This is a genomic window from Aureisphaera galaxeae, from assembly GCF_028561275.1.
In the GTDB taxonomy this organism is placed as follows: Bacteria; Bacteroidota; Bacteroidia; order Flavobacteriales; family Flavobacteriaceae; genus Aureisphaera; species Aureisphaera galaxeae.
On record NZ_JAQQTF010000004.1, the window covers coordinates 348,857 to 369,480 of the forward strand.

At 41.5% G+C, this 20,624-nt stretch carries 22 protein-coding genes; 21 read left to right on the forward strand and 1 reads right to left on the reverse strand.

The window, feature by feature from the left end; genetic code table 11:
• Positions 1-28 precede the first annotated feature (28 nt).
• The 10 genes from POV27_RS06540 to POV27_RS06585 all read left to right on the forward strand — a co-directional run bounded on the left by POV27_RS06540 (position 29) and on the right by POV27_RS06585 (position 8,910).
• Positions 29-682, forward strand: coding sequence for a TrmH family RNA methyltransferase (locus POV27_RS06540; RefSeq protein WP_272861941.1), 654 nt, complete (start codon positions 29-31; stop codon positions 680-682).
• Between the two features lie 45 nt (positions 683-727).
• A complete protein-coding gene (locus tag POV27_RS06545; RefSeq protein ID WP_272861942.1) occupies positions 728-1,252 on the forward strand; it encodes an SRPBCC family protein in 525 nt (174 codons plus the stop codon).
• Positions 1,253-1,257: 5 nt separating this feature from the next.
• The gene (locus POV27_RS06550) at positions 1,258-1,632 is read left to right on the forward strand and encodes a VOC family protein (protein ID WP_272861943.1); all 375 of its coding nucleotides are present in this window, start codon (positions 1,258-1,260) and stop codon (positions 1,630-1,632) included.
• Positions 1,633-1,706: 74 nt separating this feature from the next.
• Positions 1,707-2,084: a PaaI family thioesterase gene (locus tag POV27_RS06555; protein WP_272861944.1), complete on the forward strand. Its 378-nt coding sequence runs from the start codon at positions 1,707-1,709 to the stop codon at positions 2,082-2,084.
• A gap of 4 nt (positions 2,085-2,088) precedes the next feature.
• The gene (locus POV27_RS06560; protein ID WP_272861945.1) at positions 2,089-2,466 is read left to right on the forward strand and encodes a nuclear transport factor 2 family protein; all 378 of its coding nucleotides are present in this window, start codon (positions 2,089-2,091) and stop codon (positions 2,464-2,466) included.
• Between the two features lie 79 nt (positions 2,467-2,545).
• Complete coding sequence (locus tag POV27_RS06565; protein WP_272861946.1) at positions 2,546-3,097, forward strand: toxin-antitoxin system YwqK family antitoxin; 552 nt, start codon at positions 2,546-2,548, stop codon at positions 3,095-3,097.
• 12 nt (positions 3,098-3,109) lie between these two features.
• Positions 3,110-3,688: a non-canonical purine NTP diphosphatase gene (locus POV27_RS06570; protein WP_272861947.1), complete on the forward strand. Its 579-nt coding sequence runs from the start codon at positions 3,110-3,112 to the stop codon at positions 3,686-3,688.
• A gap of 155 nt (positions 3,689-3,843) precedes the next feature.
• Complete coding sequence (locus POV27_RS06575) at positions 3,844-5,793, forward strand: adenylate/guanylate cyclase domain-containing protein (protein ID WP_272861948.1); 1,950 nt, start codon at positions 3,844-3,846, stop codon at positions 5,791-5,793.
• Between the two features lie 15 nt (positions 5,794-5,808).
• Entirely contained in the window at positions 5,809-6,708 is a 900-nt protein-coding gene (locus POV27_RS06580) for an amidohydrolase family protein (RefSeq protein ID WP_272861949.1), read from the forward strand.
• A gap of 405 nt (positions 6,709-7,113) precedes the next feature.
• Positions 7,114-8,910, forward strand: coding sequence for a DEAD/DEAH box helicase (locus tag POV27_RS06585; RefSeq protein ID WP_272861950.1), 1,797 nt, complete (start codon positions 7,114-7,116; stop codon positions 8,908-8,910).
• A gap of 46 nt (positions 8,911-8,956) precedes the next feature.
• Here the strand turns inward: POV27_RS06585 and POV27_RS06590 are convergent, their stop codons facing one another.
• Positions 8,957-11,422: a T9SS type A sorting domain-containing protein gene (locus POV27_RS06590; protein WP_272861951.1), complete on the reverse strand. Its 2,466-nt coding sequence runs from the start codon at positions 11,420-11,422 to the stop codon at positions 8,957-8,959.
• 133 nt (positions 11,423-11,555) lie between these two features.
• Here POV27_RS06590 and POV27_RS06595 point away from each other — a divergent pair, with 133 nt between their 5' ends.
• The 11 genes from POV27_RS06595 to POV27_RS06645 all read left to right on the forward strand — a co-directional run bounded on the left by POV27_RS06595 (position 11,556) and on the right by POV27_RS06645 (position 20,265).
• Positions 11,556-12,329 (forward strand): carboxypeptidase-like regulatory domain-containing protein, encoded by a 774-nt coding sequence (locus POV27_RS06595; protein WP_272861952.1) that lies wholly within the window; start codon positions 11,556-11,558, stop codon positions 12,327-12,329.
• A gap of 3 nt (positions 12,330-12,332) precedes the next feature.
• Positions 12,333-12,647, forward strand: coding sequence for a DUF6122 family protein (locus POV27_RS06600; RefSeq protein ID WP_272861953.1), 315 nt, complete (start codon positions 12,333-12,335; stop codon positions 12,645-12,647).
• Positions 12,648-12,700: 53 nt separating this feature from the next.
• Entirely contained in the window at positions 12,701-14,062 is a 1,362-nt protein-coding gene (locus POV27_RS06605; protein ID WP_272861954.1) for an aldehyde dehydrogenase, read from the forward strand.
• A gap of 76 nt (positions 14,063-14,138) precedes the next feature.
• A complete protein-coding gene (locus tag POV27_RS06610; protein WP_272861955.1) occupies positions 14,139-14,486 on the forward strand; it encodes a YciI family protein in 348 nt (115 codons plus the stop codon).
• Positions 14,486-15,727, forward strand: a complete 1,242-nt coding sequence (locus tag POV27_RS06615; protein ID WP_272861956.1) for an RNA polymerase sigma factor — start codon at positions 14,486-14,488, stop codon at positions 15,725-15,727. The genes POV27_RS06610 and POV27_RS06615 overlap by 1 nt, the downstream gene beginning before the upstream one ends.
• A 361-nt stretch (positions 15,728-16,088) precedes the next feature.
• Entirely contained in the window at positions 16,089-16,457 is a 369-nt protein-coding gene (locus POV27_RS06620; RefSeq protein WP_272861957.1) for a TfoX/Sxy family protein, read from the forward strand.
• Between the two features lie 21 nt (positions 16,458-16,478).
• The gene (locus POV27_RS06625) at positions 16,479-16,979 is read left to right on the forward strand and encodes a DUF6265 family protein (protein WP_272861958.1); all 501 of its coding nucleotides are present in this window, start codon (positions 16,479-16,481) and stop codon (positions 16,977-16,979) included.
• Positions 16,980-17,058: 79 nt separating this feature from the next.
• Entirely contained in the window at positions 17,059-17,919 is an 861-nt protein-coding gene (locus POV27_RS06630) for a hypothetical protein (RefSeq protein ID WP_272861959.1), read from the forward strand.
• A gap of 12 nt (positions 17,920-17,931) precedes the next feature.
• Positions 17,932-18,849: an ExbD/TolR family protein gene (locus POV27_RS06635; protein ID WP_272861960.1), complete on the forward strand. Its 918-nt coding sequence runs from the start codon at positions 17,932-17,934 to the stop codon at positions 18,847-18,849.
• 3 nt (positions 18,850-18,852) lie between these two features.
• The gene (locus POV27_RS06640; protein ID WP_272861961.1) at positions 18,853-19,092 is read left to right on the forward strand and encodes a DUF1059 domain-containing protein; all 240 of its coding nucleotides are present in this window, start codon (positions 18,853-18,855) and stop codon (positions 19,090-19,092) included.
• Positions 19,093-19,236: 144 nt separating this feature from the next.
• Positions 19,237-20,265, forward strand: coding sequence for a bestrophin family protein (locus tag POV27_RS06645; RefSeq protein ID WP_272861962.1), 1,029 nt, complete (start codon positions 19,237-19,239; stop codon positions 20,263-20,265).
• Positions 20,266-20,624 lie beyond the last annotated feature (359 nt).

Below are 20,624 nucleotides of genomic sequence, written 5' to 3' on the forward strand. Positions count from 1 at the left end.
TATCTTCGTTTAAAATTAGTCTTTTCCATTGGATTTACAACTGTTCGAATACCTGCAATCCTATCTCACCGAAAGACGCCGTCATTTGTTCGATTTCGTTCTTCGGGAACGCACACGACATTTTACGGTGGTCACCGAGGATGTGTACCAAATGCACAATGCCAGTGCCGTTATGCGTAGCTGCGATGTGTTTGGCATTCAGGAGTTGCATGTTGTTGAAGAGCGTTTCGGCAAAAAAATGGATCGTGAGATTGCCATGGGGGCCCAAAAATGGGTCGATGTACACCGGCATCAAAAGGTGGAAGATTGTATTCAATTCCTACGTGCCCAAGGGTATCAGATTGTGGCGACCACACCGCATGACGATTCGTGCATGCTTCAGGAATTCGATGTAACCCAAAAGAGTGCCTTTTTCTTTGGTACTGAAAAGGAAGGAGTGAGCAATATTGTTTTGGAAAATGCCGATCAGTTTTTAAAGATTCCCATGTTCGGATTTACAGAAAGTCTCAACATTTCGGTATCGGCGGCCATCATTCTTCAAGATGTGGTAACCCGTATGCGGACCGCCAATGTTCCGTGGCAGCTTTCCGAAGAGGAAATCTTGGAACTGAAGATGCAATGGACCCGCAGAAGCATAAAAAGCGCAGACAAAATTGTGGCCCGCTATTACAGGGAAAATTGATTTTTATACCTATCTTTTAACCTTAGTAACCAAAATAAATTAGTTATGATTTTTCTTTACATCCTAGCCGGTATTGTGGGTCTTATCATTTTGTTGGCCCTGTTAGCTCCCAAAAAATATCATGTACACAGAAGCATATCGATAAATCGACCTATAGGGGAAGTGTTTACGTACCTAAAGAGTGTTAAGAACCAAGACGAATGGTCTCCTTGGAAGAAACGGGATCCCGGCATGAAACAGATTTTTACGGGCGAAGACGGAACCGTGGGATTTGTATCCCGATGGGAAAGTGACCATAAGAATGTTGGATGGGGAGAGCAAGAGATTATGAATATTGTTGAAAACGAAAAGATAGTGACCGAATTACGTTTCCTAAAACCCTTTAAATCGCAAAGTGATGCCTATATCGCTACCGAGCCCGATGGTGATGGTACCAAAGTTATTTGGGGGTTCCACGGGAAGCACAAAATGCCTATGAACATTATGATGATGTTCTTTAATATGGACAAGGCCGTTGGAAAGGATTTTGATGAAGGCTTGGCCGATCTTAAGGGTGTACTTGAAAAATAACATCTATGAAACATAATCCGTTTGTTTGGATCGAAATACCCGTAAACGACATGGCACGAGCAGTGGCGTTTTATGAAAAGGTGTTCGAGTTTAAGATTCAGTTGGTCGATTTTGGAGGATTAAAGATGGGATGGTTTCCCAATGCAGGCGATGCTCCTGGAGCGACCGGAACCCTGATTCAACAGGAAAGTTATATCCCAAGTCAAGAAGGCCCCTTGGTGTATTTTTACTCAGAGAACCTTCAAAACGAATTGGATCGCGTGGAAGACGCAGGAGGAAAGATTTTACATCCTAAGACCCAGATTTCTGAAGATCATGGCTATATGGGTGTTTTCGAAGATAGTGAAGGCAATCGTGTCGCCTTGCATTCTAATGCATAGCGAGTATGAACTTTACACCTAAAGATCCCAATTTTAAACAGAAAGTAAAAGATAGTTTTCGGCGTCAAAAATTCATGGAATTGATTGGCGCCGAACTTGTTGCTGTAGATGCCGGTTATTGTGAAATTAGATTGCCCTTTCGGGAGGATCTAACACAGCAACACGGCTTTTTTCATGCAGGGGTTGTCGGAACTTTGGCCGATAATACCGCGGGATATGCAGGTTATTCATTGATGCAGGAGAACGCTTCGGTCCTTACGGTCGAGTTTAAACTCAACTTATTGGCTCCGGGAAAAGGAGAGGCACTGGTAGCCAAAGCAAATGTCCTGAAGAGCGGAAGAACCCTCACGGTTTGCAGATGCGATGTTTATGCGGTTTCTGAAGGACAAGAGAAACTGTGTGCAGCGGCTCAGGTAACGCTTATTCAATTAGAAAACACAAGTGATCAATAGCACAATGGATTTAGAAAAGAACAAGGCCAATGCCGTTGCCTTCTACAAAATGGCCTACGAAGGAAACCCCGCAGAAGCGGTAGCAAAATATGTGGGGGATAGGTACATACAGCACAATCCCGATGTAGCCGATGGTCCACAAGGATTTATTGAATATTTTGAAAGAATGCAGGCCGAATATCCCGAGAAGTCGATCGAGTTTTTACGATGCATTGCCCAAGAGGATTTGGTAGCTTTGCATACCCATCAGAAATGGCCGGGTAATGAAGAATATGTCACCATGGATTTCTTTCGTTTCGAAGAAAATGGAAAGATTGTTGAGCACTGGGATGCCATTCAGAAAGTTCCTGATACGATGGCCCATGACAATGGGATGGTGTGATAGAAACAATTATTTTCACGGAGATTATAATGAGGGTTGAAGTTGAACGTTATGATTTTTAAATTAAATTGACTTCACCATGCGCTATCTTTTTCTCTGTTTCGCCCTGTTGTTCTGCAATTTGTCATTTTCTCAGCATACGCCTCATTTTCTGGAACGGACTCAAAGCATACAACCTTCGGATACCTCTTTGGTGCAGCGGCACTACAAGAATGGAGTGATTAAGGAAGAGGGAAAAAACTTGGCCTACAAAATGCCCGAATACACCTATTTCAGGAAATATGGTCTTTATAAAACCTATTATAAAGATGGTATTTTGAAAAGTGAAGTCACCTACGACCGATTCGGAAATCCGCTTACCTCCATTTTTTATAATCGAGATGGGACCACTTGGTGGAAATCGAAAACCCTAGAAATCGATTTGGCCATTGAGGATCCTTCCCTGTATTTTTTGACCCGAACTCCGGTATCCGTCACAAAATGGGATAAAGAATTGAAGTATGGACAGGGAATAGCAGCCATGTTCATTAAGACAGAGGGGAAATTGGTAGATGGCCGAAAGGTAGGCGTCTGGAAGGTCTATGACGAATTAGGAAGATTGGAAGGAGAGGTAAACTATGATAACCGATAAATACATAACACCTTGAAACTTGTATTCGCAACCCATAATCAGCATAAATTTAGAGAAGTAAAGGCATTGATGCCTAGCCATATTGAATTGGTAAACCTTACCGATATTGGGTGTTTTGATGATATTCCGGAAACAGCCGAAACGATAGAGGGCAATGCCAAATTGAAGGCCGACTATGTACGCGATCATTATAGTCTACCTTGCTTTGCCGATGATACGGGATTGGAGGTGACTGCCCTCAATGGAGCTCCAGGTGTTTATAGTGCACGATATGCTGGTGCCGAAAAGAGCGCCGAAGCCAATATGGATTTACTACTGGAGAACCTAGAAGGGGCTCAGGATCGTTCGGCTCAATTTAAAACGGTAATTGCCCTTTCCATGCAAGGAAAGGAAGAACTGTTTCCCGGAATTTGCAAAGGAGAAATCATTCACGAGCGCAAAGGAGATCAGGGATTTGGTTATGACCCCATATTTCTTCCCCAGGGATATGACAAAACCTTTGCGGAAATGGAACAAGAGGAAAAGGGGAAAATAAGCCATCGCGGTAGGGCCATTGCACTGCTTTTAGACTACCTAAATACTTCGGTATAGCCCCTAAAAAATATTTATCCGTATATTTTCAAAGAATTTTATTGAAGAAAACCCCTACATTTTGTTTCAAGAACAAGAAATGTTCTGAAGGTGGAGTAAAGAACATTTGGATTTTTTTGTGAAGGGTTGGATTCGATAAAAGCTAACTAACCGCCATGAAAAAATACTCTCTTTTAGTAGGGTTCCTTCTCCTATGGAACCTCGTGGGAGCACAGACCCCTCTGGACTCACTCCTAACCGTTTGGGAAGACACTGCTCGGCCCGATTCCGTTCGTATTTACGCTTATCGCGATTACATTTGGGACGGTTATCTGTATTCCAAACCCGACAGTGCTTTGGTCCTTTCAGATAGTTTGTATGAGTTTTCGATGGCCTCCGGGTATAAAAAAGGAATCGCATCTGTATTAAACATGCAGGGCTTTACACATTTTATGCAAGGGGACTACATTAAAGCCTTGTCGCATCATCAAAGGAGTTTGAAAATTAGAAAAGAAATTGGCGACAAGCGTGGGATAGCGAGCTCATTGAACAATATCGGACTCATTTATGTAGAACGTAATAATTATACCAAGGCGTTGAATCATTATATGCAAAGCCTTAAGATTAAGGAAGAAATAGGCGATAAGCGTGGTATTTCTGTTACACTGAATAATATTGGGAGCATCTATAACAATCAGGAGGCCTATGATAAGGCTTTGGATTGTTACAAGAGGAGTATGGCGATAAAAGAAGAGATTGGCGATCAACGAGGGATAGCCGTTTCCTTGGTGAACATAGGACAGATTTACTCCCAACAGGGCGATCAGACAAGTGCGCTCGATTATTACGGACGAGCCCTCGAAATGGCAGAAAGCATGTCCGACAAGCGCTCCATGTCTCAGATCCTTGAAAATATGGGCGATGTAAAATATGAACAAGGCAATTTTAGTGATGCGCTGGATAATCATAAAAGAAGTTTAGCCCTTCGTGATGAGATTGGGGATAAAGATGGATCGGCCAGTTCGTTGAACAGTATTGGATTCACCTATTTTAAACAAAAACAATATCAAAGCGCCACCACGTACTGTAAGCGGGGCTTGAAGCTAGCTCAAACCATTGGAGCCATTTGGGAACAGAAAGAAGGTTGCGAATGCCTTTTCAACATTAATAAAGCTACCAACAATAGTGCAAAGGCCTTGGAGTACCACGAGCAAATGATTGCTTTAACAGATAGCCTTCAGAAGGAAGAAACCATTCAAGAACTGCAGCGGATCGAGTTCAATAGAAAAGTTAAGGAAGACAGCTTGTTGCAGGTGGAGAAAGCCATGAAACGAGAAATGGTGTTTCAGGAGGAGACGAATAGAAAAGATAGGAACAAGAACATTGCGATGGGCGTGGGGCTATTTTTCATTTTGCTTTCGGCAGGACTGTATAGTCGATGGCGCTATGTGAAGAAATCGAAGGCCGTTATTGAAGAGGAAAAAGACCGATCGGAAAACTTGTTGCTGAATATTTTACCTTCAGAAATTGCCGAAGAACTTAAAACCAAGGGAAGTGCTGATACTCGGGATTTTGAGAATGTATCCATCCTCTTTACCGACTTCGTAGGCTTTACGGAGGCTTCAGAAAAACTATCGGCCAAGGAACTGATCGAAGAAATAAATCACTGTTTTAAAACTTTCGATATTCTTTGTGATAAATATGGTATCGAAAAAATAAAAACCATTGGCGATGCCTATATGGCGGCTGGGGGAATCCCTATACCTTCAGATGTTTCGGTAAAAAATACAGTGTTGGCGGCTTTAGAAATGCAAGCCTTTATGGCCCATCGTGTGTTAGAAAGAAAGGCGAAAAATGAAATCCCTTTCGAAATGCGCCTTGGGATTCATACAGGCCCTGTAGTAGCTGGTATTGTAGGAGTGAAGAAATTTCAATACGACATCTGGGGAGATACCGTAAATACCGCATCCCGAATGGAGAGTGGCGGAGATATTGGCAAAGTGAATATTTCTGAAGATACCTATCAGTGTATAAAAGACAACCCCGCTTTTGTTTTTGAAGCCCGTGGAGAAGTCGAGGTCAAAGGAAAAGGGGAGATGACCATGTACTTTGTTTCCTACGCCTAACCACCGATCATATTTATGAGGGATACCATTCACCAACTTCCTAAAGCCGATGTGCACAACCATTTTCATTTGGGAGGTACCATGCAACGCCTGAATACTCAGTACCCGCAAGCTAATATAACCGTTCCTGATGCCTTTAACGGTCTAGAAGGCATGATCGATTTCATTTACGGAACCTTAAATGAGGTGATGTGTACTACGGAAGATGTTGTATTCTTTATGGAAATGGCGTTGGAAAGTGCCATAGCGGATAACGTCACCCTTTTAAGGGCCAGTGTGGATATTGGTTTAGCACGCTTTTTCGATCATTCTATCGACCGCGTACTTGCGGAAGTGGTTCGATTACAGGAAAAGTATAAAGACCAGATCGACTTTCGTCCCGATGTTGGAGTGAATAAGGACCTTGCATTGGAGAAGGTATATTCAGACGGGGTGCGATGTATTTCTAGCGGACTCTTTCATGGAGTGGATATTTACGGTAAAGAAAATGGCAAGGATTTAACCCCTTTTAATGAGTTGTTTCAGGAAGCCAGGAAGCATGAACTAAAAACGAAGGTGCATATTGGTGAATTTTCGGATCATCAAACCATAGAAGAAACGATTTTACTATTGAGCCCGGATGAGATTCAGCACGGCATACGCGCGGTCGATTCAGAAAAGACCATGGATCTCATTTTGGAGCATAAAATTCGGCTTAATATCTGTCCTCATAGTAATGTCGCTTTGGGCGCTACCAAAAGCCTGAAGGAGCATCCTATGCGAACCTTGTTCGATCATGGGATTAACATTACCGTAAACACCGATGATCTCCTACTGTTCGATGCCACCCTTACCGATCAGTTTGTCGATTTGTTGAACGAGGGTGTTTTTTCTTTTGAAGAGGTGAATCGGATTCGGGAGAATGCGTTTGACTAATTAAGTTTTAAGTTTTAAGTTTTAGGTTTTAAGTGCTAAGTGCTAAGTTTTAAGTGCTAAGTGCTAAGTGCTAAGTGTTAAGTGCTAAGTTTTAAGTGCTAAGTGTTAAGTGCTAGGTTGATCGGTTTCAAAGTTCTGGATTCAAAGTTGACATACTGGACTCCGAGTGGGCCGACAGAAAGGAGGGTTGTATCGAGGAGTCAATTTACTCAACCGTTAAACGCCTCAAGAACTCAATAGTAAAGACATCAATAAATCAACCCAAAACAACGCAACAAATCAACTCTAAACTAAAAAACCTATCTTTGCCCGCAAATTCCTCAGGGTGAGGAAGTGTTGAAGCGGGGCATTTGGGTTTAATTGTCGTCTACCTCCAATCAACACACTAACAATTAAACACAGTAAATGTCTGCATTTCAGCAATTGGGCTTGCAAGAGAACCTTCTGCAAGCCATTTCGGATATGGGCTTTGAGACCCCTTCCGAAGTTCAGGAAAAAACCATTCCCATTTTATTAGATCAGGAAACCGATATCGTTTCCTTAGCGCAAACCGGAACCGGAAAAACAGCCGCTTTCGGATTCCCCATGCTTCAAAAAATCAATCCCGAGAGTAGAACCACACAAGGTCTTATCCTTTCGCCTACACGGGAACTTTGTCTTCAGATTACGTCGGAATTGAAGAACTATGGTAAGTACGTTCAAGGATTGAATGTCGTGGCCGTTTATGGAGGGGCAAGCATTACGGATCAGGCTTCAAAAATTAAGAAAGGAGCACAGATCATTGTGGCTACACCAGGAAGGATGAAGGATATGATCGGTCGACGTATGATCGATATTTCAAAAATTGAATACTGCGTACTCGACGAAGCGGATGAGATGCTAAATATGGGATTCTATGAGGATATAACCGACATTCTTTCGCATTCTCCAGAAGATAAAAGCACTTGGCTATTTAGTGCCACCATGCCAAAAGAAGTGGCAGTGATTGCCAAGAAGTTCATGCATAAACCTATCGAAATCACGGTAGGAACTAGGAATACAGGATCGGCAAACGTTTCCCACGAATACTATTTAGTAAATGCACGGGATCGTTATCAGGCATTGAAACGTTTAGCAGATATCAATCCCGAGATTTTCTCCGTGGTGTTCTGTAGAACCAAGCGCGATACCCAAAAAGTGGCCGAAATGTTGATCGAAGATGGCTATAGTGCTGCGGCTTTGCATGGGGATTTGAGTCAGAACCAACGGGATTTGGTGATGAAATCCTTCCGTACTCGCCAGATACGCATGTTGGTGGCGACCGATGTGGCTGCTCGTGGAATTGATGTAGATGATATTACCCACGTAATCAACTATCAGTTGCCCGATGAAATAGAAACCTATACCCACCGAAGTGGAAGAACAGGACGTGCCGGTAAGACAGGGATTTCTATGGTGATCGTTTCCAAAAGTGAGCAACGAAAGATCAAACGCATTGAGAAGATCATAAATAAGGAATTCGTAAAGAAAGATGTTCCTAACGGAATGGAAATTTGCGAAATCCAATTGTTCCACTTGGCCAATAAGGTGAAGAATACCGATGTAAACCATGAAATCGATGTGTATTTGCCGAAGATTAGTGAGGTATTGGAAGAATTCACCAAGGAAGAATTGATAAGGAAGGTATTTTCGGTAGAGTTCTCTCGTTTTTACAATTACTATCGTAAAGCCAAGGACCTTAATGTTGCTGAGGGTAGTGGAGGCAGTGGAGCCGATAGATCTCCTAAGGACAGTGCGCGTTACTTCATCAATTTAGGTAGAAAGGATGGTTTGGAATGGATGGATTTGAAAGATCTTATCCGTGAGATTACGCAATTAGGAAAGGACGATGTATTCCATGTGGATACCATGAACAGTTTCTCCTTTTTCAATACGGAAACTGCGCATATTGACAAGGTAATGGAAGCCTTTAAAGATGTTCAGTTCAATAACCGAAAGATCGATATCGAGATTTCTACCAAAGGCAGAAGCGGAGGACGAGGAAGAAAGAAAGAAGGTCGTGGAAAAGGCTTTAAGGGCAAAGGAAAAAGAGGCGATGATCGCGGTGGAAAGTTCCGTGGAAAAGGAGGTGATGACCGTGGCGGAAAATTTAAAGGGAAGAGTCGTAGAAAGAACGATCGCCCAAAAGAAAAGGGAACAGGAGGAAGAAGGCGTAGAAGATAATTTGACTTAGTAGAAGATAATTTGACTTAATTGCATGAATTAAGCCCTATTTCTTTATAAGTCTTTTAACTTCAAACTCCCCTGAGGCATTTTTTATTTTCAAGAAATACATACCGCTTGGGTATTTTGAAATATTTAATGAGTTTTTGTTTTCAAGTTTTAAGATTTCTTGACCAATGTTATTCATTAATTCGATGGATAAGATAGTGTCTTTAGAGTCAATATTAACTATTGTACTGGCAGGATTAGGATAAAGATTGAAAATGCCTATTTTGTTCTGATTCACCGACAAATTTCCGGAGTTCTCGCTAATTTTTAGTCTATATGCATCGGCTGCTATTATATCTATTTCGTCATTTCCAGTCAGGTCCAAGCCTCCTAAAAAAACACCTACACCTCCTCCTAAATTATCAATAAGAACACCTCTAAGCTCGAACGTGCCGACCCCATCTGTGTTTTCTGACCAAACGATTCCGCCAGGCCCACTATGAACTAAATCTAAGTCGCCATCACTATCAATATCCACTGCTATAGGTATATGATGGACATTGACTAAGTCATGTACAATATGAATTTCACCAAACGAACCGTCTTCGAGCCTTTCGAACCATCCAACTTCATCACCGTCGAATGTACCGTAGATCAAATCGGAAAAACCATCTCCATTTATATCCCCTAGGCTTAAATTTAGATCTCCATAATCAGACTCAGAAGTTAATTGATTTCTAGATCCAAAGTTCCCATTACCATCCAAATTATAGTAAGCATCTATCAAACCTCCTGCTAATGAAACTACGGTATCGAGATCGCCGTCTTCATCGATATCAAGAATATGTAAATTACCAAAACTGGATGTGTCAACTTCAGCTATTAATCTTTTTGGTCCAATAGCTCCACTTCCATCAATATTTTCAAACCAAAACACTTCATTAATAATATTGCGATAAATGAAGTCTAAGTTGCCATCTCCATTCAAATCTTCCATAAGGAAATCTTCGATATTGAATTCGGTATCGATTAGAATTTGCGGAAGGCCAAAATTACCATGACCATTTAGATTTTCGAGCCAAATAGTTTCTTGTTGGAAATTGCTGAAAGTGACAATATCCGGATCACCATCATGGTCAAAATCTAGGGTATAAACGTGCGTGGGGTTACCCACATAATTGTTGATAATGTGTTGGGTTTGAAAATTGAAAGCTCCATTTTGATTAGGATACCAGGCAATTTCGTTATCGAGAAATGAAGATGCGACTATATCCATTTCACCATCTCCATTGAGGTCAGCAAAATCGACAGAAGAAAAAACATCTCCATTTTTTAAGATACTAATAGGGAGTCCAAAATCTCCATTACCATCTCTGTTTCTATACCATACTATTTTGTCGTCTTGGGATGATGCAGAAGCGACATCTAAGTCTCCATCGTTGTCAATATCTCCAACTGCAATCATTCGAGTGTCGTTGGCTACATTGGTAATTATGTTTTGCGGCCCAAAAATACCATCGCCTAAGTTCTCATACCATGCTATTTTATCATCTATGTAAGAAGATGCTACAATATCTAATTTTGAGTCACCATTGAAGTCCCCAACAGAACAAAATGTTGTTTGAATTGATAATTCGCTAATAGTAAGTTCATCTCCAAAATTTCCATTTCCATCTAAATTTTCTATCCAAGATACATTATTGTTATAGGTGTAGGCAATATCTAAATCACCGTCATCATCTAAATCAGCTAGGCATGCAGAAGAAAACCCATCTGAACTGTAAGAGTCCAATACTTGTGCTTCCCCAAAATTACCATTACCGTCAATGTTCGCGATCCAATATAATTTTCCTAAATTGAAATCTCTTGTATACACGACATCCAAATCACCATCTCCGTCTATATCTCCAGTGGAAATTGTACCAGCGCGCGAGTCGTTGAGGATTACATTTGCTGGCCCAAATGTTCCATTGCCATCTAGGTTTTCATACCAAATTAAATTTCCGAAATTACTATTGACACCAATAATTATATCAATATCGGTATCCCCATCAAGATCTTCCGCATGTATTACTGTTGCACCTCTAATATCGGTTGAAATGACATTTTCAGTACCGAAGTTACCTTGTCCGTCCAAATTTTCATGCCATGCGATTTTAAAATCATCAAACAACCCACCACCACAGTGTATTATGTCTAGGTGTCCATCTCCATTTAAATCTGCCGCATGCGATGCATTTTGAAGAAATGTATCTTCGGCCGCAGTTAGTGCATTACTGAAATTTCCAGTGCCATTTTTATTACGAAACCAAACTACCTTAATAGAATTACCCCTGCCTAATGCATCCAAATCTCCATCCGAATCTAGATCAAATAGTTTTACCTGATTTACTCCATTGGTTGAATAAAGATCATCTACGATTGCATATTGATTAAACCCTACTTGAGCAGTTATGTTTGAGAATATGAGTGATAGAATTAAAAAAAGCAAAAAGCGAAGATGTTCGTGCTTAATGAAAATCATGCTAGAAAGTTTATATTCGAAGTTACTTAATTCTGCCTTATTCTTTCGTTTCTAAAGACAAAATTTCGTGCTTAACGAAACTTTGGCAAGGATTTCGCGTCTAAATGATTACTTTTAAGCCCAATTAGTCGCTATGAAGAAAGCATTTTACCTACTATTGTTGGCATTGCTACCCATGACCGTTTTGGCCCAAGACGGAGACGTTATCAATGGAGTGGTATTAAATGATGCCACAGATGCTGCTTTGGAGAACGTGAACATCGTAAACCTGAATCAGGTAATCGGGACGACTTCCGATAAAGATGGGAAGTTTGCCTTACGAGCCGCTGTAAACGATACCCTTTATTTTTCATATCTAGGTTTTAAATCCATTCGGGTTCGTGTAACCAATGACTGGATGAAGTTTGGTGAGGTAAAGGTGAAAATGACTGAGTTGGGTATCGCTTTAGAAGAGGTAGTAGTGCGTCCGGTAGAGCTTACGGGTTATGTTGAAGTAGATGCGAAGTTGATTCCTATTTACGACGACTATCGTTACCGTATTGCTGGATTGGGAGGCGGTTATGAAGGAGGCCAGTCGCAACCTGGAGCCGTTTCTAAAGTATTGAGTTCTATATTTAACCCTGCGGATTTCCTCTACAATGTCTTTGGCAAACGACCGAAACAGATGCGGAAACTCCGGAAGATGAAGGAAGACGACCATATTCGGAATATACTGCAGTCCAAATTCGATAGGGAAACCCTCATGGCGGTCCTTCAATTGGAAGAAAATGATATCGATGAGATCCTGAGCAATTGCAACTATTCCAAAGGCTTTATACAGACGGCCAATGACCTTCAGATATTGGACGCCATTAGCGACTGCTACGAGCAGTATCGCGTTCTTGCACGGGACAAGGGTAAAGGATAATCCATGTTACAGTCGATTGTACATTATTCCCTGCATTTATGGGTGCCGGGAGTGTTGGCGTATGTGTTTTTCAGAAAACACTGGAAGAGGGCTTGGTTACTTATGGTACTGACCATGGTGATCGATCTGGATCATCTTATGGCTTCCCCTATTTTCGATCCAAATCGCTGCAGTATTAATTTCCACCCACTGCATACGTATTGGGCGCTTGCCATTTATGTGTTGCTACTATTCTTCAGAAAAACAAGAGTCATAGGACTGGGGCTGGTATTGCATATCATAGCGGATAGCATTGACTGTCTTTGGATGCAATCGTAGAATTAAATCCTTCAAAATTTCATACCTTTCTGTATCCAAATACACCTACGATTTTGAAGGAACTCATAGACAACCAACGATGGTTTTTTAATACCCATACAACCAAAGATATACGCTTCCGTTTGCAACAATTGAGGACGTTGAAACGTGCTTTGAAAGCAAACGAACAACTCCTTTATGATGCTATTTATGCCGATTTCAAGAAGTCGGAATTCGATACCTATGCGACCGAATTGGCACTGGTTTATCATGATATTGATGATGCTGTTAAGAACCTGCACAAATGGTCGAGAAAAAAGAAAGTAAAAACCAATCTGGTAAACTTTCCTGCTAAGAGTTACGTGATACCACAACCTTTGGGCGTGGCATTGGTCATTGGGGCTTGGAACTATCCCTATCAATTATCCCTAGCACCTGTAGTGGCTGCCATGGCCGCTGGTTGTACAATCGTATTGAAGCCCAGTGAAATTCCTTCTGGGACCTCTGCCACCATGAAAAAGGTCATTTCTGAACACTTTTCTGAAGAATACTTCGCTGTAGTGGAAGGAGGAGTTCCGGAGACTACGGAATTGTTGAAACAGAAATTCGATAAGATCTTCTTCACCGGCAGCACCTTTGTAGGCAAGATAATTTACAAAGCTGCTGCGGAGCATCTTACCCCAGTGACATTGGAACTCGGTGGAAAAAGCCCGGCCTTTGTTACGGAAGATTGTAATTTGAAGATGGCCGTAAAACGTCTTGTTTGGGGTAAATTCCTGAATGGAGGACAAACCTGTATCTCTCCCGATTATATCCTCGTACATCGTTCCATTGAACAGCGCTTCTTAGAACTCACCAAGGCAGAGATTGAAAAGGAGCATTATAGTGTAGAGAACGGAAATTACGTTCAGATCATTAACGATCGAAATGTGGAACGATTGCAAAAAATGATTGATCCGGAAAAAGTATATCATGGCGGAGAAGTAGATGAGGAAGAACGTATCATTTCACCTACCGTCATGCACAATGTCACTTTCGGTGATGCTGTGATGCAAGAGGAAATATTTGGGCCAATTATGCCAGTAATCGCCTATGACTCCTTAGATGAAGCGGTAAACAAGGTAATCGATTTGCCCAAGCCGTTGTCTTGCTATGTGTTTACCAATAGTAAAAAAGCTAAGAACAAGGTGTTGAATGAAATTCTCTTTGGCGGTGGCGGCGTGAATGAGAATGTCGTGCATATTGCTAATCCCAACTTGCCGTTTGGAGGCGTGGGTACCAGTGGAATGGGTAGTTATCATGGGGAAGATGGTTTTCGTGCTTTTTCTCACTACAAAAGTATTATAGAGAAAACAACCCTGTTCGAATTGCCACTGAAGTACTATCCACATACGCCCAGAAAACTATGGTGGATCAAACAATTCTTTAAATTTTAGAAAAAAATAAAAAAAGTGTCCCTTTTATGGATACCTATCGCGTCTTAGCTATAGAAACTTTAAAAAACGAACAATTATGAAAGATTTTATGATGATTTTCATCGGTCCCGATTACGGGGATTTGGGGCTTTCCCCAGAAGAGATGCAAGGTAGAATGGGCAAGTGGTTTACTTGGCACGAAAAAATGACCGAGCAAGGCATTGTTAAAGAAGGAAATGCCCTAACCGCTCAGGTACGTCGTGTTACGGGAAAAGATCGAACAGTTACCGATGTGCCTTCTGCCGAAATCAAAGAATTGGTAGGTGGGTATTATGTGATACAGGCAAAAGACTTTGACGAGGTAGAACAGATAGCACAGGACTTTCCCGATTACGATTTGGGAGGTACCGTGGAGATTCGTGAAATCATGGTGTTCGATCAGTAATGGAACCCAAACTCATAGACCATCTTTTCCGTCATCATTATGGGAAGATGGTCTCTGTGTTAACGCGAATTTTTGGTCTCGCCCATATAGAGACCATCGAGGATGCTGTGCAAGATGCTTTCGTGAAAGCGACGGTTTCATGGACGCATACTATGCCCGACAATCCGGAAGCATGGCTTACCCAAGCTGCGAAGAATCGGGTACTGGATATTTTCAGGAAGCTAAAGACGCACAAGAAGCATGTGCCTCAATTGTCTACTGGGCCCAGTGCCATAGCCCTCAGTGATTTGTTTTTGGATACGGAGATTGAAGACAGTCAATTACGGATGATCTTCACAGCCTGTCACCCACAATTGGATCCTAGGGACCGTATCGCGTTTGCCTTGAAGACGGTTTCTGGATTCAGTATCAAGGAGATCGCCTCTGCCTTATTAACCAAGGAGGATAGTATTAAGAAGCGGATTCAACGGGCACGAAAGGCCATTAAGAAGAAAGACATCCGTTTTGCGATTCCTCAAGGAAAGGAATTGCCAGAACGTAATGATAGTGTGCTGGAAGTGGTATACCTCATATTCAATGAAGGATTTCATTCTAACAGAAAGGACATGCTAGTACGAAAGGATTTGTGTGGCGAGGCACTGCGTTTATGTCAATTGATTTTGAAAAGGGAAGCCACTCGATCTCCAGAAGGCTATGCATTATTGGCGCTCATGTGTTTTCATGCGGCACGATTAGACAGTAAGATAAACGATGCTAATGAGATCATAGATTTAAGGCATCAGGACCGATCTAAATGGCATTTTCCACTTGTGAAATTAGGAAATCATGCGATGGTTCGAGCGGTAGAGGATGATGTGTATTCGCATTACCATTATGAAGCTGCGATTGCTGCAGAGCATATCAAGGCACGTTCTTTCGAGGAGACCAATTGGGAGGCTATTTTTAAATGGTATGAGGCGTTGTATGCCATACAGCCTAGTCCGAGTGTAGCTTTAAATATGGTAATGACACAGATACAACGGGGTAATTTTGAAGATGCCAAGGAACGGCTTCAGCAAATTGAACCGGCAGATTTAGAACAGCGTTCCTATTTGTATTATGGTACCTATGCAGAGTACTATCAGTTACAGGGAGAGCGGAAAAAAGCGGTATCTTGTATGGAGTTGGCCTTATTGGCCGTTCAAAACGATGCCGAACGAAAATACCTGGAGCGGAAGAAGGAGGCTCTTTTGGAGATGTAGTTTTTTAGTTTTCAGTTGGCAGTGACAGTTCTCAGTTTTCACTTGGCAGTATGCAGCTTGTCATCCTGAGCCTGTCGAAGGATGGTTGTGTCAAGGAGTCGAAACGTCGAAGGATGTTAGGGGTTCAGGGTCCAAGGTTTGCGGGTTTCAAGTTCAAGGTTTAAACAGTTGACAGTCTCAGTTTCCAGCAAACAACCAATGATAAAAATAGTTACACCTGCAAAAATTATTGTCAATGCTTCAATTCAACACCTAAACGATTCAACAACCCAACACTTAAAAACCCAACACCCAACACTCAGCACTTAAAACCCAACACTGAAAACTTAAAATCTAACACTAAGCACTTAAAACTTGAAAAATGGCTTACGATCAGTACACCGCAGACCGAATCAAAAACTTTCTAGAAACCCGAAAGGTAGACTACTATGCCAAATCGATGATGGGAGGATTATTGTTCATGGTCGATGAAAAGATGTTCTGTGGTATTCATTACGATAAGAAGAAACAAACCGATCTACTGATGGCCCGTATTGGGGAAGATGCCGCCGAAGAGGCTATGCAGAAGGAAGGATGCCATCCTATGGACTTTACTGGGCGACCCATGAAAGGTTATGTGTTTGTAACACCGGATGGATACGATAGTGAGGAAGATATGGAGTATTACCTTCAAAAGTGTTTGGACTTCAATCCCTTGGCAAAAGCTAGTAAGAAGCGGAAGAAGAAATAAGCTAACCAACCATTAGAAATCATGAAACCATTCAAAATATTCATTTTCGCCATTTGCATCAGTTATGGAGCGTTGGCTCAAAACACGTTGACATTAAAGGATAAACAGGAATCTCCAAAGGCTGATTTAGGTTCCATTGCTTGGATGGCCGGACATTGGAAAGGGGAGGCTTTTGGTGGAATTACCGAAGAGGTATGGACGCCACCTTTAGGAGGCTCCATGATGTGTACCTTCAAATTGGTCGTAAATAACGAAGTGAACTTCTATGAAATCGTAACGATTACAGAAGAAGAAGGCACTCTAATGCTTCGGCTCAAGCACTTCCATTCCAATTTAAAGGGATGGGAAGAAAAGGATGAAACGGTCGATTTCAAATTGGTAAAAGTGACAGAGGATCGCGTGTATTTCGAGGGATTCACTTTTGAACGTGTAAGCGATGACGAAGTGAATTTGTATGTAGTCATTAACGAAGGGGAAGGAAAGGTGGAAGAAGTGAAATTTAACTACAAGAAGGTAGGATAGGACAATATTCATGAATTCCGAGTGATGATTTCTTGAAATGTTCTAATTTGGATGCGATCAACCATTCAAACCGTTCAATTTGCAGCAACGTTACTATGCCCACGACCCAGAAACTCCTTTATCTAATAAGCTTTTATGTATTCTCCTTGGGATCGTTATCATATTCCTTTTGGCTTATGTTCATGGTATTGTTATTTCTATCAATCCCGTAATTTATCTAAGCTTTGTCATAACCATTGGCTTTGGCTTTATTTTCGGAATACTGTACCGGGTAATTTCAAAAATCGCGAAGGTTCGAGATTCAAAATTCGTTATCATCTCTGGTCTAGCCATTATGCTGTTGGGGATGTATTTTTCCTGGGGAGCTTATTTATTGATGCTTTCTGGAGAATTGGAGTATTATTTCCCTTCCTTGGGACTACTATTGTCTCCGGTCTGGGTATTTGGAAGTATAGGTGACCTTTACACCTATGGCTCTTGGAGTCTTTTCGGAGGGGCCGTAGTAAATGGAATATTTCTAGGGTTGATTTGGATAGGCGAACTCATCATGGTGCTTTATATGACCTTTCATGTCTTACGAGCTTATGAGATTGCTCCCTTTAGTCAGCGGTTTAATAAATGGTTCATTAAGTACAAACTTCACGACGAATACCAAAGCCTCGCGGACGCGGATATGTTTTTTGAAAAAGAAGGCAATACACTTACCGAAAAAGTAAAGAATTTGGGTAGGGGTCATTCCACACGCTATGGGCGTATATCCATCTTTTATTTGGAGAATGCAGGAGAAGCTTATTTCTTATATGAGAATGTGGGAAGAGATAGTAAGGGTAAAAAGGAAACGGGGACAGCGGTTATCGATCATTTAGCCATCCCCAATACCGAGGCTGCCCAACTGATAAAGACTTACTATGGTAAGAAAGAATTTTATTTTGAATATTGATTTAAACAAAAAATGAAGCGATTATTTTTCTTTGGAACAGTACTAGTTATGATACTTAGTTCTTGCGATAAATCCCATTCACAAGAACGCGTAGAAGACCGAATGATGGAATGTATGTATGCAGCTTATGAAGACAATGGAGCCGAATTTAAGCAAGCCATGAAGGATTTTGAAGCGGAACTTATTCAGGAACAAATAATTCCAGATGGAACGGGAAAAGGGTATAGAAGTGTTTACCAAAAGATGGCCGCTGGAGAAGATTTGGGTTTTGGCACGAATCTGTCGTTTACCAAGCTAGTTAGGGGAATTGGTGCTCCCAATATGGATTCCATAGAGCTATGTCAATCCCGTATTATGGATATGGATAGCCTATCCTCCGAGGATTCTAAACTGCAAAAGTTATTGAACATAGCAATGGATAACAATGTTTCAGATACGGACGCCATGGCTAAAAGTGTCCTGTCCATATTGGATGAGAAAGACTTTGAATTGGATTATTACAAAATGGTAGTCTTCTTTATGGTCGAAACCATTTCTTATGTAGATGATTCTGGTATCACTCGAAGACTTCCGCCTAAGACTAAGGAACCTGATTACGACCCGAATGATGCATTGGAGATACGTGTTACCGAAAATGAAGAATTATTTATAGGGGATGAGGACATAGCGCTTTCCAAATTGCGCAGCAAAGTGATCGCTCACATTAAACAAGCTCCATTGAAGTCTGTTGTTAGTATTGCCAATGATAGACTTGTGCCCTATACCTTCTATATAGCGGTGCAAAATGAAGTGGTAGCCGCTTACAATTTTCTAAGGGACGAGGAAGCACAGAAGCGGTTTGGAAAGGTGATGAGCGACTTGACCGAAGAAGAACAGAAACTCATTAAAACTGAAATTCCATTAAATTTGGTTGAAAATGTAAATGAATAACTCATGAAAACAATGACTTGCAAACAATTAGGAGGCCCTTGTGATGTAGAATTTAAAGCCGAAACCTTCGAGCAAATGGCCGAACTTAGTAAGCAACACGGCATGGAAATGTTTCAAAAAGGGGACGAAGCGCACCTTAACGCTATGAAAGCCATGCGTGAATATGCCCAGAAACCCGGAGCTATGGAAGAATGGTATGAAGCGAGGCGCAAGGAATTCGAAGCATTACCAGAGGACCAATAGCTATTTTAGAACCACTTTTTAGGTGGTTTTTCTTTTTCCATATTTTCCCTAAATTTCCAAAAGCAAATTCCTAAAAGTATTTGCCTTACTAACCCTATACGATCGTAACGTATGTACACCAGAAAAGTTTTCAAGTTAAAAGACATGGCAAGATGGACTCGATTCTCGACCCTCTTGTTTTTTATTATCAGCGCTTCCGTTGTTGGACTCTATCATGTATTAGATCTACATTGGCTCAAAATTCCGTGGACACCACTGGCTTTAATAGGTACTGCTGTTGCCTTTGTTATTGGTTTTCAGAATAACTCAGCTTATGGAAGAATTTGGGAAGCCCGTAAAATCTGGGGTGGTATTGTAAATACGTCAAGAACCTTTGGGATGTTCGTTCAAGATATGGTGACCAATGAGCATGCCTCCGAAAAACTTTCGGATAAGGAATTGCACGGTGAGGTAAAAACCCTGACCTATCGCCATATTGCTTGGATGACAGCCCTACGGCACGCCATGCGAGCACCCCGAACTTGGGAAACGGTATTGAACGAGAAAACCAATCAGGAGTGGACCAAAATCCTGCAACCGCCAGAAAGGAAATCCACCTTAGAGGATGATCTTAAGCCTTATCTTTCCGAAGAGGACATGAAATATGTATTGAGCAAGGGGAATAAGCAAACGGCCTTGTTGTACTTGCAGTCCCACCATCTTAGAAGGTTAAAAGAAAAGGGCACCATCTGGGAGTTTTCTTTTTTAGAATTAGAAGGCGTTCTGGAAGAATTGTTCACATTACAGGGTAAATCCGAACGAATTAAAAACTTCCCATATCCGCGTCATTTCGCTTCCTTGAATCATTATTTCATGTGGGTTTTTGTCCTACTATTACCGTTGGCCATCGTACCTCAGTTTGCTGAAATCGGTAGTGAAATAGCAGAAAAAATGCCCATGATCGGAAAATACTTTATCTGGCTATCCATTCCCTTTTACATTATAGTGGCTTGGGTATTCCATACCATGGAACGTATAGGACGAACTGGGGAAAACCCATTCGAAGGATCGGCCAATGACGTACCTATTTCGACCATCGCGAGAGGTATTGAAATCGATTTACGCCAAAACCTCGGAGAAACCGATGAAGAAATTCCAGATCAGTTCCCGGTGATATACGATACGCAGATGTAGAAGGGTTTCGGGTTTAAGGTTTACGGGTTTCGAGTTCAAGGTTGATGAATCGGACTCCGAGTGTTTCGAGGGAAACGAGAAATGTATCGAGGAGTCATTCTGGTTCCAGGTTTACTCGTTCCGAGTTTTGGGTTGATTTGTTGATGTCTTTACTATTGAGTTGTTGAGGTGATGAATCGATGGACTCCGAGTGGTTCGACTGGAAGGAGTGTTGTATCGAGGAGTCGGTTTGCCGTTGATGCGTTGAATCGTTTAACTGTTTAATCGTTGAGATTACTTCTCGTTTCTCAATGCTCAATAATGAATATTCAATTATCAATCTTCAATGACATAAAGTTTTGTTATATCCTCTCCGTAAA